Here is a 19,180-nt window from a genome sequence, read left to right as displayed (position 1 = left end):
GCACATATATTCTTGCGGATAGTCACTATTTGTTATTAGTCGAGTAGTTATCCGTGCTATTATTGATTCAAACAACAGTATTTTGATTGGCTATCAGTATCAAAGTGGATATATGAAAAAAGAAGTATGTTTTCATTATTACGGATGATCTTACCCCTTTTTATGGACTATAAACTACCTTATTCATTGTTTATTTGGGGAAGTTTACAAAAAAATTGGGCTAAGGGATAATTGATTTATAAATTAAGCTCAAATTATAAATCTCCAATCAGAGAAAATATGAAAATATTAAATAAATATAAGATTGCATTAACAATACTTGTTCTTTTTTTGATCGTTCAGATTGATTCAAAAACTCAAAATCAATCCTTTGAACCTTATCAACAAGAAATACCACATACAAGCTTGTCTTTTGAAATGGTACCAATTCCTGCTGGAGAGTTTTTGATGGGGACATCAGCTGATGAATCTGGTCACGTGGAAGATGAATCTCCACAAAGAAGGGTTTCAATAGATGCTTTTTGGATGGGTGCGCATGAAGTAACTTGGGATCTTTTTGAGCTTTTTTTAGATAAGGATTATGAAAAAGCTGTCAGTACCAAAGCAATAGCCCAACAAGTAGATGGACTCAGTAGACCAAGTATGCCTTATTTGGACATGACATTCGGGATGGGAAAAGAAAATAAGCCTGCTTTAGCCATGACCCAATATGGAGCGATTCAGTTTTGTAAGTGGCTATATCTGAAAACAGGAATTTTCTACAGACTACCTACTGAAGCAGAGTGGGAATATGCGGCACGTGCTGGCTCGCAGAGTGCTTACTTTTTCGGAAATGACCCAGAAGAGCTTACCGAGTATGCAGTGTATGAATCAAATAGCCAAGAAGAAACAAAGCCAGTTGGCTCAAAAAAACCAAACCCATGGGGGCTTTATGACATGCTCGGTAATGTCATGGAGTGGACATATGATCATTATGCCCCCTATAAGGAATCTCAAAGAATATTAAAAAATCCAGTTGAAAGGTCGCAGGAACTATACCCACAAGTATTGAGGGGTGGTCATTATGAAAGTGATGCCAGTGAACTGAGATCAGGAAAGCGCTTTGCTTCAGATCCTGTATGGAAGCAATTAGATCCTCAAATTCCTAAAAGTCAATGGTGGTTTCCAGAAGCTCCATTCGTAGGGATGCGAGTAGTAAGACCACTAATACCTCCCACTGAAGAAGAAATACATACCTATTACAACCAAGAGCCAATCGCAGATTATTAAAAAATATTTATAAGCCAATAATACACTAATAATGAACCATAGAAGAAACTTTATCAAGACCTCTGCATTGATTGCAGGAGGCGCCATGATTAGTCCTTTTTCCTTACCAAAAGCTTTTGCATCAGGAGATGATGCGATTAAAATAGCATTGATAGGTTGCGGGGGCAGGGGAACAGGAGCTGTTTTTCAAGCATTCGAGACTGGCTACAATATCAAATTAGTAGCAATGGCAGATGCTTTTCGTGACAGGTTGGAAGGAAGCTACAAACCTATATTTGATAAATATGGGAAGGATAAAGTTGAAGTTCCTGAGGATAAAAAATTCGTAGGCTTCGATGCCTACAAAGATGCCATTAAAGAAGCAGATGTGGTCATCTTGGCAGCGCCTCCTGGCTTTAGACCTGATCATTTTCAGGAAGCTATTCGGCAAAATAAACAAGTATTTATGGAAAAGCCTGTAGCCACGGATGCAGTGGGAATCAGGAAAGTCCTAGATGCAGCAAAAGAAGCAAGTGAGAAAAAGCTAAATGTAGTCGTAGGGCTCCAAAGAAGATATCAAGATAGCTATGTAGAAACCATCAAGCGAATTCACGATGGAGCCATTGGTGATATCGTTTCAGGGCAAGTTTATTGGAATGATGCGGGTGTTTGGGTCAAGCAAAGAGAAGCTGGGATGACAGAAATGGAGTACCAAATGAGAAATTGGTACTATTTCAATTGGCTTTGTGGAGATCATATTGTAGAGCAGCATGTCCATAATTTAGATGTGGTCAACTGGATAAAAGGTGCTTATCCCATTAAAGCTGAAGGTACTGGAGGTCGATTTATTAGGAATGGGAAGGAGCACGGAGAAATATTTGATCACCATTCAGTGACTTATACTTACGAGGACGGAACAGTTATTTTGGGTGAGTGTAGACATTTTCCAGGTGCCCACAATAGAGTAGACGAAACTTTTCAAGGAACTAATGGTAGGGCTTATTTAAATGCTGGAAATAAGGGTCAGCTATGGGATAGAAATGGAAATGTGCTTTACAATCATGACGGGAAAGGTAATAAAAATCCTTACCAAAAAGAGCATGATATGTTATTCAAAGCCATTGTGGATGGGGAGTTTAAATACCAAGATGCAGAACATGCAGCTAAGAGTACTATGACAGCAATATTGGGGAGGAATGCTACATATTCTGGTAAGGTAGTACAATGGGATGAGGCTTTGCAGTCAGAGATAAGCCTTATGCCAGCAAGGCTTGATTGGAAATCCAATCCTCAAGTTCTGCCAGATGATGCAGGATATTATCCATTTGCTTTACCAGGGAAAACCAAAGTGATATAAACTATGGAAAGAAGAAAGTTTATTGAAAGGGCGAGTTTAGCGACTGCTCTCACAGCCATATATCCTTTTGGAAGCAATGTGTATGGAGCTAATTCAGAGCATAAATTTAATCATATTTATGCGCCACATTTTGGGATGTTCCGTCATACTGCGGGCGGTGATCTGATAGCTCAGATTGATTTCATGGCTGAGCATGGTTTCAGGGCTCTAGAAGATAATGGCATGATGGGAAGATCAATAGAAGATCAAAACAAAATTGCCAAAGCCTTAGAGCGACGAGATATGAAGATGGGGGTTTTTGTGATCGATGGAGGGGACAATTGGAAGAAATCATTGACAACAGGGAAGCAGGAGTTTTCGGATAATTTTTTAGCTACTTGTAAAAAAGCTGTAGAGGTTGCCAAAAGAACTGGAGCTAAATGGATGACGGTGGTTCCTGGGTTTTACGAAAGGAATCTTCCAATCGGTATTCAAACTGCTCATGTGATTGAAGTTCTCAAAAAGGCTTCTGATATATTTGAACCCCATGGTCTTACTATGGTATTAGAGCCATTGAGTGATACTCCAGAATTATTTTTAAGATATTCGGATCAGACTTATTCGATATGTAAGGCAGTGGGAAGTCCTGCTTGTAAAATCCTGTACGATGCGTACCACATGCAAAGAAATGAAGGTGATTTATTAGCAAACATAGACAAATGCTGGACTGAAATTGCTTATATACAAGTAGGGGATAACCCGGGTAGAAAAGAGCCAGGCACTGGAGAAATCAATTACCTAAATTTATTCAAACATCTATATAGCAAAGGCTACCGTGGAATTATCGGTATGGAGCATGGGCTTTCGGTAGATGGAGAAGCAGGAGAAAAAAAGCTTATTCAAGCTTATAAGGACTCAGATAAATTTAATTAATAATCCCAAAAAACTATGAATCTAATAAATTTTAAAAAACTTTGCTTCCTTACCTTTGGTCTCATTTTCAGTCAATTGATAAATGCTCAAAGTAAGCATGAATTGGCTTTAGTTCCTTATCCTTCGGAGGTGACAATTGGAGAAGGGACATTTGTATTAAAAGACAAAACTCAATTGTATGCTGAAAATGATGCTCAGAGAGGTTCAGCGATGCTATTCAACACTTATATCAATAAAAGGTTTGGGGTAAGTACGAGTATATCTTCTCAAGCACAGGTTCACACCAAAATCAAAGTGAGTCATGATTCAAACATGGAGAATGAAGCTTACAGCCTCTTAGTTAAAGCTAATGAGATTGAGGTTAAAGGAGGTGATGCGGGTATTTTTTATGCATTTCAAACGCTCATTCAATTGATTGAACAAAGAGGCAATGAATTACATATTCCATTAGTCCAGATCAAGGATCAGCCTGAGTATGGTTATAGGGGATTGATGATCGATGTGAGTCGTCATTTTAGAACCTTAGATGAGATGAAACAAATTGTGGATTTGATGTCCCATTTTAAATTGAATAGGCTGCATTGGCACTTGACTGATGATCAAGGCTGGAGGTTGGAAATCAAAAAATACCCCAAGCTAACACAAATAGCGGCTTGGAGAGACTCAACGATTATTGGGCAATACGGCAATTTCAAGCCATTTATATATGATGGGGTAAGACATGGTGGCTTTTATACCCAAGATGAAGCAAGAGAATTGGTACGCTATGCTACTGAAAGAAAAATAACTGTTATTCCTGAGATCGAACTTCCAGGACATAGTTCTGCTGTACTTGCTGCTTACCCTGAATTTGGAAGTTTTGATGTGGTCAATGGTGTAGTTTCAAAAGGAAATATTGCTGCTAAGCGAGAGAATGGTCAGTCTTATAACAATGAAATTTTACCCTATGTACCAGGATATTGGGGGATTCATTATAATATTTTCGGTCCAAAAGAAGAGACCTTTAAGTTCCTAGAAGATGTCTTGACAGAGGTGATGGCTATTTTTCCAAGTAAATATATTCATATAGGAGGTGATGAGGTGCCTAAGGATCACTGGAAAACTTCTGAGATTGCTCAAAAGGTTATCAAAAAAAATAAGCTCAAAGATGAACATGAACTTCAAAGTTATTTTATCAAGAGAATTGAAAAGTTTCTAAATAAAAACGGTAGAAACTTGATTGGTTGGGATGAAATCCTCGAAGGAGGCTTGGCTCCCAATGCAACAGTGATGAGTTGGAGGGGTGAGGCCGGGGGAATTGCAGCTGCCAAGATGGGGCATGATGTCATCATGACACCTAATAGTCATATGTATATAGATCATGGTCAAGGCAAGCAGGCTGATGAGCCACTCTTTATTTGTTGCTACTTGCCGTTGGAGAAGGTCTACAGCTATCATCCAAGGCCAGAAGATCTTACTTCTGAGCAACAAAAGCATATCCTAGGAGTACAGGCTAACATGTGGACGGAATATGTTCCGTCGTTTGAAAAGATGCAATATATGGTTTTCCCAAGATTGCTAGCGCTGTCAGAAGTGGCTTGGATGGCGAAAGATAAAAAGGATTATAACTCCTTTGCAAAGGTTCGAATGCCTAAACACTTGGCTGAACTTGATTATCAAAAAGTTAATTTCAGAATACCTGAAGCGGTAGTAGCTGTTAGTCAAAAAGATGGTAAAAAGGAAGTGATATTGACAAGTAGTGTAGCCGGTAGCAAAATATATTATTCGTTTGATGGTCACAAGGCAGATAGAACAGCTCATCTATATAGAGGTCCTTTCTTGATGCCTGTTCATGGGGAAGGGCAAGAGCCATTGAAATTGAAATATATCATTGTAACTCCATCTAACAGAGAAAGTGGTATATACACCGTAGAGATTGAATAGCATGAATATGTATTGACTATGAATACCATGGAAAACCAATGTTTTTCATGGTATTTTTTTATCTGGTAACTCGAAAGATAACATTTTGATTTCATTTGAAATGTGAAAATAAAATGAAAATTAATTTATTTTCGTTTTATATAATAATGAAAGTTTTTATATTTCGAAATATTCCGATAGCTTATTAATTATAGGTTGGGATTAAGGTGATTTAAGATAGTGATTAAGAAGTCAAGAAAACGAAAAATTAGATTTTAATGATTTATCAATTGAGTTTGAGAAATTATGAACAAAGTATTTGAAGTAAAATTTTCTATATAGCATGCTGTTACAAGGGATTGACTGGATCATACTTATTGGCTTTTTTGCAGTATCACTAGGGATAGGGTTATATACAGCTAAAAAGGCATCTAAGAGTCAAGAAGAATATTTTAATGCTGGAGGTAACATGTCCTGGTGGTTACTTGGGATATCCATGGTTGCTACGACTTTCTCTACAGATACCCCCAACTTAGTAACAGATATAGTCAGGACAAATGGAGTGGCTGGTAATTGGGTATGGTGGAGTTTTTTACTTACTGGTATGCTAACAGTCTTTTTCTTTGCTAAGCTTTGGAAGCGATCGGGAGTTTTGACTGATATAGAATTCTATGAATTGAGGTATAGTGGTAAGCTTGCAGCATTTTTGAGAGGATTTAGAGCCATTTATTTGGGGATATTTTTTAATGTGGTGATTATTGCCTCTGTCTCACTTGCAGCTATCAAAATTGGAGGAATTTTGCTAGGAATTAGTCCGTTGCAGACATTGTTGATAGCTGGCATCGTCACCGTGATTTATAGTTCCCTTGGAGGCTTGCGGGGTGTGGTCTTGACAGATTTCTTACAGTTTGGGCTCTCCTTAGGCGGAGCAATAGCTGCTGCTTACATTGCAGTTTCTCATCCAGCGGTAGGTGGTATGGATAATTTGATCAATCACCCTGATGTAAGTAGTAAGCTTCATATACTTCCTGATTTTGGAAATATGGAAATAGCGGTTGTGATATTTTTTATCCCGCTTTTTGTCCAATGGTGGTCTGTATGGTACCCTGGTGCAGAGCCGGGAGGAGGGGGGTATGTTGTCCAAAGGATGCTAGCCGCCAAAAATGAAAAGCATGCCTTTTCATCAGTTTTGCTTTTCAATATTGTTCATTATGCCATTAGACCTTGGCCATGGATCATTGTGGCATTAGCTTCCATCATCGTTTTCCCTTCTTTGGACGATATTCAGACGGCATTTCCAAACGCTTCTGCTCAGATCATCAAAGACGACATCGCTTATCCAGCTATGTTATCTTTTTTACCTGTGGGTTTGATGGGCTTGGTGGTTACCTCATTGGTAGCGGCATATATGTCTACACTTTCTACGCATCTGAACTGGGGAGCTTCCTATGTGGTAAATGATTTCTATAAAAGATTTATCAACCCTAAAAGTTCTCAAAAGACATTGGTCAATGTTGGAAGAATTGCAACAGTTCTGATCATGTTACTCGGTGGGTATATGGCTCTGCAGTTGGAGAATGCACTTCAAAGCTTCAGTATTCTCTTACAGATCGGAGCAGGTACAGGATTGCTTTATATCCTCAGATGGTATTGGTGGAGAATCAATGCAGCTAGTGAGCTGACAGCCATGGTAGTGTCATTTATGGTAGCTTTATATTTTGCATTTGTTCATCAGTATTATTTTGAGTCTGTAGAAACCCATATTGAGTTGATAGTTGGGGTTGCAATTACTACATTTTCATGGGTAATGGTGGCTTACTTGAGTTCTCCTACAAGTAAATCAGTATTGATTAATTTTTTGAAAATCACTAAAGTGCCTGGAAGGGGATGGGCGAAGATTAGGTCTCAAATGACTTCACAAGAAGCCGCTGATGCAGATCCAACCTTGTTTGGATTTCAAAAAGCCTTGTTCTCTTTTGCCATCGGAGTGATTGCTATTTATGCATTACTTATAGCTATTGGGAAAGTAGTATTGAAAAGTTATACGTCTGGCGCAGGGCTATTTATGCTAGCTATTGTTGCGTTTGCGCTTGTATATAGATTGATAGATAAAAAAGAATAAGAAAATATGATATCAACAACCTATTTGAACCTAGAGAAGCAGTCTGCTGTCAAAATCGGCGCAGAGCATACCGCAAGAGAAATCATGCAGCAACCTCAGTTGTGGCTGGATGTGTTGGCACTGATTGCTTCTCAAAAAATCGAATTAGAATCGTTTTTGAGCCCACTTTATAGTCTTCCTAATTTAAGAATCATACTTACAGGTGCCGGTTCTTCTGCTTTTATTGGAGAGGCAGCGGCTGGTTTGGTTCAATCCAATACAGGAGTGATTACTCAAGCTATACCGACTACAGATATTGTTACGCATCCTGAATTAGCTTTTAACAAGGAAATACCGACACTTTTGGTTTCTTTTGCTCGGTCTGGCAATAGTCCAGAAAGTGTTGAAACGGTTCATTTGGCAGATGAATATGTAGATCATATCTATCACCTAGTTATCACCTGCAATCGTGAGGGGGAGTTGGCTGAGTATGTCAAAAATCATAAAGGCAATAGTTATTGTCTATTACTTCCTGAGGAGGCTAATGACAAAAGTTTAGCGATGACAGGTAGCTTTACATCTATGTTGCTGTCAATCTTGGTGATTGCACAATTAAAAAATCTAGGCAATGTCGGTGAAAAAGTGATAGCTGTATCAGAGCATGCGGATGAAATATTTGCAGAACATTTAGGGGATTTTATGGAAATCGCTAGTAGTCAATTTGATAGAGTGGTTTTTTTAGGGTCTGGCCCCATGTTGGGAGTGGCAAGAGAGTGTCATTTGAAACTTCAAGAATTGACGGACGGTCAGGTAGTTTGTAAGCATGATTCATTCCTTGGATTTAGACATGGTCCTAGGGCTGTTGTCAATGAAAAATCCTTGCTTGTTTTTCTTTTTTCAAATGATCCACATGTTTATCAATATGAAAGAGACCTGGCGGCTAGTTTAGCTCAAGACTCAAGAAGCCTACCAATCATCACCTATGGTGCTTGGTATTCAGATGACTTCAAGTCAATCATAAATTTAGCGCCAAGAAGTAGTAGCTGCACAGCAGGGGATTTTAGAATTCTATCAGCTACACTCATTGGACAGTTGTTAGGGTTTTATAAGTGTCTCAATTTGGGATTGAAACCTGACAATCCTTCAATAAGTGGTGCAATATCTAGGGTTGTACAAGGTGTAAATATTTATCGCAAAGAAAAATGATACTTGTAGTCTGTCCCAACCCTTCTATTGATACTTACGCTCAGTTGGAATGCTTGAAATTTGGTGAGCCCAATAGACTTACCAATATCCAAGAGTTTCCTGGTGGAAAGGGAGTTCATGTGGCATTGGCCCTACAAGAGATGGGTTCTAAAGTGTCCTTATTAGGCTTTTGGGCTGGACCAAATGGGGAGTGGGTCAAATCTCAGTGTAGGGATCATGGGATTGATGTTGGAGGAATTAGCTTATCAGGAAATACTAGGAAATGCTATACTATTCAATCTGCTGATAAGCGATTGGATCATACTGAACTCTTAGAGCCAGGTCCACAGATGGATATTCAAAGTTTTGAGTCCTTTAAGAAGCTATTTGCTAAAAGGGTTAAGCAGGCACAGCTTGTGATCATCTCTGGTTCTTGGCCTATGGATAGTGCAGAGATTTCTTGCCAAGAGTTGGTCAAGCTTTGTAATCAAAATCAAGTTGATGTAATCTTGGATTGTACGGGAGTTCAGCTTCAGAATGCTTTACAAGAGAACATTACAGCATTGCATCTCAATGAAATTGAATATAAAGAGACTAATAATATGATGCCTAATGAACTGAAGTCAGTGTCCATGCTAGCCTTGACCAAGGGAAAAGATGGCTTGAATTTGATTTCCAATGAAGGTATAATTGAGGGTAAAGTTGTGCTAAGCAAAGTAATCAGTACAGTGGGCAGTGGGGACTGTCTGACAGCAGGGTTAGGTTTTAGTTTAATCCATAATAAAGCATTGCAAGATCATGCAAGATATGCTGTTGCTTTTGGAGCAGCAAATTGTCTTAGAGCAGAGCTTGGGATGCTTTACAGGGAGGATGTAGAAAGATTGTTGCCTATTATTGAAATAAAGGAGAAGAAGTATGCACAATAAAAAATTGCTAGTAGTTGGTGAGTTGAATGTAGATTTGATTCTTAATGACATCAAAGGTTTCCCCAAAGTAGGTACTGAAATCATAGCGTCTCAGATGAATCTTACTTTAGGAAGTAGTTCTGCGATCTTTGCTTCTAATATAGCTGCATTGGGAGTGCCAACTAGTTTCTGTGGCAAAATTGGGAAGGATGATTTTGGTGATTTCGTTAAGGAAAAGTTTAAAGAGAAGGGTGTGCATACTGATTATTTGATCCAAGATGAAATTTACCAAACTGGGTTGACCATTGTGCTTAATTACGATCAAGACAGAGCAAATGTGACCTATTGCGGTGCGATGGAACATCTCGGAATAGATGATATCCCATGGGGCAATATAAGTCAGTTTGATCATCTGCATTTTTCAAACCTTTTTCTTCAACCAAAAATCAGAAAAGAGATTAAGCAACTATTTCAAAAGGCCAAAGCTGCAGGTTTGACGACTTCTTTAGATTTGCAGACTGACCCTGACGGTGATTTTGACTTTGATTATCGAGCCTGCCTGCCTTATGTAGATGTTTTTTTGCCCAATGAAGCAGAAATTAAAGGGCTTACAGGAAAGAGCAGTGTGGAGGATGCGCTAGAGGAATTGAGTCCTTTTGCCAATGTAGTCGCAGTAAAGATGGGGCAAAAAGGAAGTATGCTATTCCATCAAGGAACAATAATTCATGAAGAAGGATTTGTTCATGACCATTTTGTAGATGCTATTGGTGCTGGTGATAGTTTCAATGCAGGTTTTATTCACCATTTCCTTGCAGGCAAACCTTGGAGCACTTGTTTACGATTTGCAAACCTTACAGGTGCTGTCAATACTACAGCAGCTGGAGGGACGACAGCATTTGAAAGTCTAGCGGCTTTTCAGGAAACAACAAAAAAGCTATTCAATGTAAATACAGCCAACTTATGAAGTTAAAAGAAAAATTAAGCAGCCTTACAGATAAGAAAATCGGATTATTGGCTACGAACTACTATAACTTAGAAACTCTACATGGTGTGCTTGGCGCAGCGCAGCATTCGGGAGATCCAATAATTTTGCAATTGACACAAAGCTCAATCGACTATATGGGGTTGGATTCTGCTGTGGCATTGGGTAGGGAAGGTCTCAAGCAATTTGGTGTGGAAGGATGGATACATTTAGATCATGGAAGTTCGGTAGAATTAGCACAGCGCTGTTTAGATGCAGGTTTTGATTCTGTGATGATAGATGGCTCTGAGTTACCATTTGGAGAGAATATGAAACTCACTCAAGAAGTAGTCAAAAGGGCAGCATCTTATGGAGCGCATGTAGAGGCAGAGCTAGGTTTTGTTGCAAAATTGGGTCAATCTCACGCACATAGTGGATTTACCCAGCCACATGAAGCTAGACAGTTTGTAGAGGAGACAGGTGTAGATGCATTGGCTATATCCATAGGCACAGCTCATGGGTTTTATAAAGAAGAACCAAAATTACAGATAGATTTACTTCAAGCGATTGTAGCAGAGGTACAGGATGCCACATTTGTACTGCATGGCAGTTCGGGTGTGCCTGAATCTCAGCTTCGGGCTGCAATTCAAAATGGAATCTGCAAAGTCAATTTGGCTACGGAGATTAAGAATATCTTTATGAAGACCCTTCAGGATATATTGACCCAAAACGAGGAGATAGATTTGAGAAAAGTATTTCCTAAAGCAACAAATGCAGTCACTGAGCTAGTCAAAGGAAAGTTAGATATTGTAAACAATAGATAAAATGAATTTGATCGATGCTCATTGCCATTTGAATACCCGTTCCAAAGCAAAGATGAAACTTGCTTTGGAGCGTGGTGCTTCATTTTTGTCTATCAATACAGATATTCCATTTTTTGATCCTATTGGAGAACAAGAGGCTGTAGTCCTAGACTTGAAGCGGGATTTCCCAGAACAGGTAAGGTATATGGGAACATTTTCATCAGCAGGTTTTGGAAACAGCTCTTGGTTACCCAACACTATTGATCAAATCAAAAAGACAGTAGATAATGGTGCATCGGGGATCAAGATTTGGAAAAACTTCGGAATGGAATTAAGAGATAAGTCGGGACAATTTGTAATGGTCAGTGACGATAGGTTGGACCCTGTATTTGACTTTCTTTCTATGAACAAAATTCCTTTGATCGCTCATATTGGTGAACCTAGGAATTGTTGGCTTCCATTGGAGCAAATGACAGTAGATTCAGATAGAAACTACTTTGCCAAGCATCCAGAATATCACATGTATTTGCATAAGGAGTTCCCAGATTATTTGGCTCAAATAGCAGCAAGGGACAAAGTGCTTGAGAAGCATCCGGATTTAGTATTTATTGGGGCGCATTTTGGGAGTATGGAATGGGATCTTACAGAAATAGGAAAGCGACTTGACCTTTATCCAAACTTCCATGTAGATATGGCAGAGAGAATCTGTCATGTTCAATTGCAGGGAATTGAGCATAGGGAATTGGTTAGAGACTTTTTTATTAGATATCAAGATCGGATCATATATGGCTCTGATGTGATCGATTCATTCTTTGATCATGAGGATCAAGCAGCGGCTAGGTTTGATGCATTATGGACCTATCATTGGCAGTATTTTTCTTCAGAAGATTTTATGGAAGCTGAGGAGTTTGAAGGAGAGTTTCAAGGTCTAGGACTACCAACTGAAGTATTAGAAAAGCTATTTGTGATTAATGCAGCAAAGATTTACGGATTTAAAAATTAATAATTAACATAATAACCATGAGCAACAAAAGAAGAGAGTTTCTAAAGATTTCGGGTCTGGCAGGACTTGGACTATTTGGTACAGGTATGAGTAATTTCAGTTCTGCTGAAGAGATGGAACGCATACCTGAATTGATTAAGAGAAAAAGACTTCAACATTTTAACATGTCTGGTTTTGCTGCACCCAAGCTAGATAAGGTTAGAGTTGGTTTTATAGGATTGGGTATGAGGGGGCCAGGAGCTGTGAGTAGAATGAGTAAAATAGAAGGGGTGGAGATTGTGGCAATTTGTGACCTTGTATCGGAGAAAGTAGATAAAGTCACTAAATCTCTGGAAAAGACAAAGCATAAACCTTCAAAATACTCTGGCAATGCTTATGCTTGGAAGAAGATGGTGGATAGAGATGATATAGACTTGATCTATATTGCAACACCTTGGGATTGGCATGTCCCAATGGCTGTCTATGCCATGGAAGCAGGAAAACATGCAGCAGTAGAGGTGCCAGCTGCGAAGACCCTTGAAGAGTGCTGGCAATTGGTAGAGACCTCTGAACGCACTCAGAAGCATTGCATGATGCTTGAGAACTGTTGTTATGACTTTTTTGAATTGATGACCCTCAATATGGCAAGAGATGGGTTTTTTGGAGATATTCTACATGCCGAAGGGGCTTATATTCATGATCTTTTGGATTTGAACTTTGCCAAAAATGCCTATGAAGATATGTGGAGGCTGAAAGAAAACTACAGAGATGGCAACCTCTATGCTACACATGGATTAGGGCCTATTGCACAGTTGATGGATATCAATAGAGGAGATCAAATGGATTACTTGACCTCTTTATCTTCTGCAGATTTCCATATGGCGAACAAGGCTAGAGAATTGGCAGAGCAGGATAATTTCTACGCATCATTTGTAGAAAAGCAGTATGGAGGTAATATGAACACAACGATTATCAGGACTAAGCGTGGCAAGTCGATGATGGTTCAGCATGACGTGACATCTCCAAGACCGTATTCTAGGCTACATGCCCTAAGTGGTACCAAAGCATTTGCTCAAAAATACCCAGTGCAGCGTGTATCTAGTGGTCATGGATGGATCAAGGATGATGAAATGAAAGTTCTTCAGGAAAAATATACGCCAGAAATCGTGAAAAAAGTAGGTGAGTTGGCCAAGACTATTGGAGGTCATGGAGGAATGGATTTTATGATGGAGTGGAGATTGGTAGATTGTTTGAGAAACGGTCTTCCATTGGATCAAGACGTCTATGATGCGGCACTCTGGTCAGCCATTTCACCACTGAGTGAATGGTCGGTGGCTCATAGGTCTAATTCTATTGATGTGCCTGACTTTACAGGTGGCTCTTGGAAAACCAATAAGCCAGTAGACATTACCTTAAATGGTGGAGGGAATACAAAGGTTGTTATTTAACAGAAAATTTATTTATAGGGTTAATTAGTTTAGTTGATAAAGGCACCGAAGGTATCTTCGGTGTTTTTATATAGTTTTTGCCTCTCTTTTGAAGAATCTTTCAATTAGAAATGCTTCCCCTTCCTGCTATTCATTTTTTAAATATCTCAGATAACTATCTATTAATTTCTCAGAACTTGAATGATGTGTTTGAACAATAATGATCAAAACAAATGAATACAAAAAAGGTACCCACTCTATTGATTTTTCTTTTTTTGCTTAACTCCTGCACTTTGCAGGATGATGTTTCCAATGAATATTTGGAAATTGTTGAGCCGAAATTTTCAGGAATTCATTTTCAAAACACTATAATAGAAAATGATAGTTTGAATATTCTTTCATATGAGTACTTATATAATGGAGGTGGAGTTGCAGCAGGTGACCTCAATAATAATGGTTTACCAGATTTGATTTTCATAGGGAACTTGGTAGAAAATAAGGTTTACCTTAATAAAGGGGATTTCAAGTTTGAGGACATAACAAATCAATCTGGACTTCAAGGCAGAAGAGATTTTGCTACAGGTGTGAGTTTGGTAGATATAAATGGAGATGGGTTTTTGGACATTTATCTGTGTTATTCAGGTCCAGGAGATGAATATTCCAGAAGAAATGAGCTTTATATCAATAATGGAGACTTGACTTTTACCGAGAGCGCTAAGGAATACGGACTTGATGCTATAGGAACATATAGCACTATGGCTGCATTTTTTGATTATGACGGAGACGGGGATCTTGATATGTTTTTGTTAAATCATGGTAAGACTTTTTACAATCCATTAAGTCAAACATCAAAACTCAGAGCTTTTAGACACCCATATTATGGGAATCAATTATTCAGAAATGATAATGGAAAGTTTGTTGATGTCAGTGAAGAAGCGGGGATTATTGGCAATGGGTTAAATTTCGGGCTTGCTGTTTTGGTTTCTGATATCAATAATGATGGCTGGCCTGACATTTTTGTTACCAATGATTACAATGAACAAGATTTTTTATACCTCAATAATGCAGATGGTACATTTAAGGAAGTTTCAAAAACAGCTATGACTCATCAATCCAAGTTTTCTATGGGTGGAGATCTAGCAGATTTCAATAATGATGGCCTAATAGACCTATTTACTCTAGACATGCTTCCTGAAGATAACAGAAGGCAAAAATTGCTAAAAGGAGGAGATGAATTTGATTTTTATCAAGCACTAGTTGATAGTGGTTACCATCACCAATACATGAGGAATATGCTTCAGTTGAATAGAGGACTTGATCAAAACGGAGATTTGGTATTCCAAGAAATAGGTCAGCTATCAGGCGTTTCCAATACTGACTGGAGTTGGTCTGGACTGTTTGTAGATATGGATAATGATGGTTTAAAGGATTTGGTCATCACCAATGGCTTTTTAAGAGACTTTACCAACAAGGATTTTTTGAATTATACCTATGCGGATGCAGCAAAAGAAGCTAGATTAAAAGGTCAGGAACCCGATTTATTAGCGTTAGTGAAGAGAATTCCTAGTACTAAAGTTGGGAATTATCTTTTTATGAATAAAGGTGATTTGACATTTTCAAACGAGTCCAAGAAGTTTGGTTTCGATACTCCAAGAATTTCTAATGGGATGGTTTATGCCGATTTAGATGGGGATGGGAGTATGGATTTAGTGATCAATAACATCAATGAGCCTGCAACAGTTTTCCGTAATAAAGCAAAGGAAAAAACTGGAAATAACTTTGTAATGTTTAAACTTTCAGGAGTAGGTTTAAATAGCCAAGCAATTGGAACTAAGATCAAAATAACTTTATCTGATAAATCTATTCAAGTGAAGGAGTTGTATCCCGTAAGAGGTTATCAATCTTCAGTAGATCCAGTACTTCATTTTGGGATTGGAAAAAATAAAGAAGTAATAAAAGCCGAAATCATTTGGCCTGATCGACAGACAACAGAGATTTTCAATATTCACATTAATCAGACTCACGTTTTAGATCAGTCGGATTCTGATAAAGATTTCTTGATAGAAAGTAAGATTCAAAATCAAGATTTTAATTTTAAAGACTATACCACTTCTTTAGGTGTGTCTTTTTATCATCAGGAAAATAGTTTTACAGATTTTAAAGTCAACCCTTTATCATTTTTCCAACATTCCAAAGTCAGCCCTGCAGCTGCTGTTGGTGATGTAAATGGAGATGGGAATGATGATTTTTTTATCGGGGGTGCCATAGGACAATCAGGAGCTTTATATTTAAGTAATACTGATGGGAGATTTGATGAAATCAAGCATGGGCCATGGACTTTAGATGCTGATTTTAAGGATGCTGGAGCTGTATTTTTCGATGCTAATGGGAATGGACTTCTTGATTTATATGTAAGCAGTGGAGGAACAGAGTTTAGCTTGTATTTTCCTACCCTTCAGGATAGGCTATATATTAACAAAGGGAATGGAAATTTTGAAAAAGCTGAAAATGTTTTACCTGATTTGACAGGGAATAATGGGTTGGTATTGGCACATGATTTCGATGGAGATGGGAAAGTTGATTTATTCATTGCAGGGAGGTCTGTTCCAGATCAATACGGAGTAAGTCCCTGGAGTTTTTTATTGAGAAACGAGAGTACTCAAAATGATTTAATATTTAGGGATGTAACCCCCAGTAAACTTAGAAATGCAGGAATGATTACATCAGGGGAGTGGCATGACATGGATGGTGATGGTCGCAAAGAACTGGTTTTGACTGGAGAGTTTATGGGGGTACAGGTATGGAAGATTAGTCTTGATCAGTCAAGGGAAATCAGTAATGACCTGGGTTTAAACGTAAAAAAAGGTTTTTGGCAAAGTTTGATGATTTCAGATATCAATCAAGACGGTAAGCCTGATTTATTATTGGGGAATCTTGGGGAAAATAGTCAACTAAAAGCTGACGTGGATAAGCCTATAAAGTTATTTATTGGTGACTTTAATAATTCAGGCAATATACTTTCCTTGATGACAAATAATATTCAAGGAGAGCTATTTCCAATTTACTCTAGAGATATAATGCTTAGTCAAATTAATAATTTAAAGAAAAAATTCGTCAAATATGTGGATTATGCAGAAGCCGGAATATGCGATATTTTGGGGCCTCAAATAGATCATGCGGAATTTAAAATCCTAGAATCATTGAAGTCTACTTCTTTGATAAGCTCTGTCCAAGGTTATCAAGAAATAATATTGCCGCTTGAAGCTCAAATTGCGCCAATTACAGGGGGACTACAAATTGGAACTGATAATCCTGAGTTTTTGCTTGTAGGGAATTTGTATCCTTTTATGGTGGATTTGGGCGCGATGAATAGTGGTACTGGATTGCTTTTAAGACAAGAAAAGGGAAAATTGTCACATGTGCCTACACCTATTTGTAACCTTGATATACGTGGTGATGTAAGAGATATCAAAAGGTTGAAAAGAAAGGATGGAAACGAAATGTTTCTAATTATCCAGAACAATGGTCCCCTTAAGATCTTGGGTATTGAAAAATAAACAAGGCTGTCAAAATTAACTTGACGGCCTTGTTTTATAGCAATTAGGTAAAATTAATATACACCTATCTCTGCAAGAGCGCCAAATTGCTGTCCATCATGTGCATTTAAACCTTCAAATTTGAAGTATCTAAAAGTTGTTTTTTCAGTCAGTACTATATTTTGTTTGGAAGCATTATTTTGAAGATTTCCCTCTTTTAAAACAGTCCAATCTTCATTGTCTTGGCTTACATAGATTTTGAAATCTTTGATTTTCCTGGATCCATTTCTTTGAGAGATCAAAAATCCTTCAACTTCCCTGCTTTCTGACATATCCACTGTAAAATGATGCGGATATGATGCTACATCAGATGACCACCTGCTATGCCAATAGGTATTTACATCACCGTCAATCACATCTTTTGCACGTCCAGTAGCTCCCTCACCAGAAGTCTCTTCTGAACTGAAAGATATGATTTCCCATTCGGATTTATCCATTTCTTGAACTTGTTCAGGAGTAGTGATTGCTACTCCTAATGTTTCCAAAAATTCAAAATCAATCTGTGGTGTCTGATTGTTTGAAGACCTGCTGTGCATACTGTTCAATGTAGTATTTTGGTCAAAGAACCCACAGTTTTGAAGGTAGAATTTTCCATTATCAAAACCACCGGCATAGTCCATTCTAAAGCCAAGGGTAGCAATGGCGTCCCCAGTGAATCTAGCTTCGGTGAGCTCAGTCCAATTTCCAGAAGTAGATCTAATCCATTGATTATCATAATGCACTTTTCTCCCTTGATGACCATAGTTTGGATTGAAATTCTCTAAAAACGAATGTGGTCTTTTGTACCAAGTATTGGTTTTTGGTCTCTTGAAGCTTGCAATGATTTGCCATTCTCCAACTTCAGGAGCAAAGAAATATCCTGTATAAATGGTATTACCGTTTCCATCAGGCTCTACGGAGTTGATGAATTTGTAAGTATTTCCAGCTACCCAATTGAATCTGAGGTAACTTTGTCCACCAGAGCCTTCATTACCAAATTCACCTGTATACACGTCTTGACCTTTTTTGAGCACTATAATCCTTTCGTCTTCGGGTATTTCATTAGGATTATCTGTAACAAACGGACTCCACACCGAAAAGAGTACTCTTCTTTCGTTGGGTGAGTTGACTTGGATTCCAAAGTAACCTTCTGCAAATCCATTGGCCATGAAATATGAACCAATTGGATCTTGTCCTTCTGGGATAGTCATTTCATTATAAAACCATTTGTAATTGATGCCATCAGGAACCTGATACCCTAAATGAACTGATGGTCCACGTCTTCCCCAATAAAAATTATTGTCTTGATTATCTTTTACAAAGGAAGGGGAGAGGTCGTTATTATGCTCAATTTTGATTGCTTTAATTTTGGAGAAGTTACTTCCTCCTTTTGAAATACCTTGGATCTCAATTTTAGTATATCCAGCTTCCAACTTGAAATCACCGACTTTAACTATACCTGATTTGCCATTTTGTAGTGTTATTTTTTTTGAAGTATCATTGATTTTAATTTCAATTTCCGATTCACCCTCCTGAGATTCTATGTCAATATTGAGCCTTACTTCAGGGGAACCAGATGATTTAAAGAACACACCAAATACAGTAGCAGGGGAGGTCCAAGACCTGATTCCATCTTGAGTTATTTCTGTATTCTCTTCACCAGCTATTTGATAAGTGTTTCCGCCCAGTGGAATTATGAAAGCTTCAGCATAAGATGTTTGATCATTATCAAGAGGTGTCTCAGGTTCAGCGCACCCAATAAAGGATAGTAATCCTAAAATCAATAGTTTTATCATTTGTTTCATTTGATGAAGTATTTAAA

At 38.2% G+C, this 19,180-nt stretch carries 13 protein-coding genes; 12 read left to right on the top strand and 1 reads right to left on the bottom strand.

The features are described from left to right. The first annotated feature begins 279 nt into the window (after positions 1-279). The 12 genes from CHB66_RS05800 to CHB66_RS05745 all read left to right on the top strand — a co-directional run bounded on the left by CHB66_RS05800 (position 280) and on the right by CHB66_RS05745 (position 17,340). Entirely contained in the window at positions 280-1,269 is a 990-nt protein-coding gene (locus tag CHB66_RS05800; protein ID WP_089239014.1) for a formylglycine-generating enzyme family protein, read from the top strand. 31 nt (positions 1,270-1,300) lie between these two features. Beyond that, positions 1,301-2,605, top strand: coding sequence for a Gfo/Idh/MocA family protein (locus CHB66_RS05795; protein ID WP_089238920.1), 1,305 nt, complete (start codon positions 1,301-1,303; stop codon positions 2,603-2,605). 3 nt (positions 2,606-2,608) lie between these two features. Then, positions 2,609-3,517 (top strand): hydroxypyruvate isomerase family protein, encoded by a 909-nt coding sequence (locus CHB66_RS05790; RefSeq protein ID WP_089238918.1) that lies wholly within the window; start codon positions 2,609-2,611, stop codon positions 3,515-3,517. Positions 3,518-3,532: 15 nt separating this feature from the next. After that, positions 3,533-5,440, top strand: a complete 1,908-nt coding sequence (locus CHB66_RS05785; RefSeq protein WP_089238916.1) for a beta-N-acetylhexosaminidase — start codon at positions 3,533-3,535, stop codon at positions 5,438-5,440. Positions 5,441-5,762: 322 nt separating this feature from the next. After that, positions 5,763-7,541 (top strand): sodium:solute symporter family protein, encoded by a 1,779-nt coding sequence (locus tag CHB66_RS05780; protein ID WP_089238914.1) that lies wholly within the window; start codon positions 5,763-5,765, stop codon positions 7,539-7,541. Between the two features lie 6 nt (positions 7,542-7,547). Next, on the top strand, positions 7,548-8,726 hold the full coding sequence (locus CHB66_RS05775) for an SIS domain-containing protein (RefSeq protein ID WP_089238912.1): 1,179 nt from the start codon (positions 7,548-7,550) through the stop codon (positions 8,724-8,726). Further along, complete coding sequence (locus CHB66_RS05770) at positions 8,723-9,631, top strand: 1-phosphofructokinase family hexose kinase (protein WP_089238910.1); 909 nt, start codon at positions 8,723-8,725, stop codon at positions 9,629-9,631. Before CHB66_RS05775 ends, CHB66_RS05770 begins: the two co-directional genes overlap by 4 nt. After that, positions 9,621-10,574, top strand: a complete 954-nt coding sequence (locus CHB66_RS05765; protein WP_089238908.1) for a carbohydrate kinase family protein — start codon at positions 9,621-9,623, stop codon at positions 10,572-10,574. The genes CHB66_RS05770 and CHB66_RS05765 overlap by 11 nt, the downstream gene beginning before the upstream one ends. Next, complete coding sequence (locus CHB66_RS05760; RefSeq protein ID WP_089238906.1) at positions 10,571-11,395, top strand: class II fructose-bisphosphate aldolase; 825 nt, start codon at positions 10,571-10,573, stop codon at positions 11,393-11,395. Before CHB66_RS05765 ends, CHB66_RS05760 begins: the two co-directional genes overlap by 4 nt. Before the next feature lies 1 nt (position 11,396). Beyond that, positions 11,397-12,377 carry an amidohydrolase family protein gene (locus tag CHB66_RS05755; RefSeq protein WP_089238904.1) on the top strand — a complete coding sequence of 327 codons (981 nt, stop codon included), beginning with the start codon at positions 11,397-11,399 and terminating at the stop codon, positions 12,375-12,377. A gap of 17 nt (positions 12,378-12,394) precedes the next feature. Beyond that, positions 12,395-13,804 carry a Gfo/Idh/MocA family protein gene (locus tag CHB66_RS05750; protein ID WP_089238902.1) on the top strand — a complete coding sequence of 470 codons (1,410 nt, stop codon included), beginning with the start codon at positions 12,395-12,397 and terminating at the stop codon, positions 13,802-13,804. Between the two features lie 212 nt (positions 13,805-14,016). After that, entirely contained in the window at positions 14,017-17,340 is a 3,324-nt protein-coding gene (locus tag CHB66_RS05745) for a VCBS repeat-containing protein (protein WP_089238900.1), read from the top strand. 53 nt (positions 17,341-17,393) lie between these two features. Here CHB66_RS05745 and CHB66_RS05740 read toward each other — a convergent pair whose 3' ends face one another. Next, positions 17,394-19,163 (bottom strand): DUF3472 domain-containing protein, encoded by a 1,770-nt coding sequence (locus CHB66_RS05740; RefSeq protein WP_170932440.1) that lies wholly within the window; start codon positions 19,161-19,163, stop codon positions 17,394-17,396. Positions 19,164-19,180: the final 17 nt, after the last annotated feature.

Origin of the sequence: Belliella buryatensis (assembly GCF_900188245.1) — a bacterium.
GTDB classification, from domain to species: Bacteria; Bacteroidota; Bacteroidia; order Cytophagales; family Cyclobacteriaceae; genus Belliella; species Belliella buryatensis.
The sequence above is the reverse complement of the archived record's forward strand: the minus strand, read 5'-3'. Positions and strand labels throughout refer to the sequence as shown.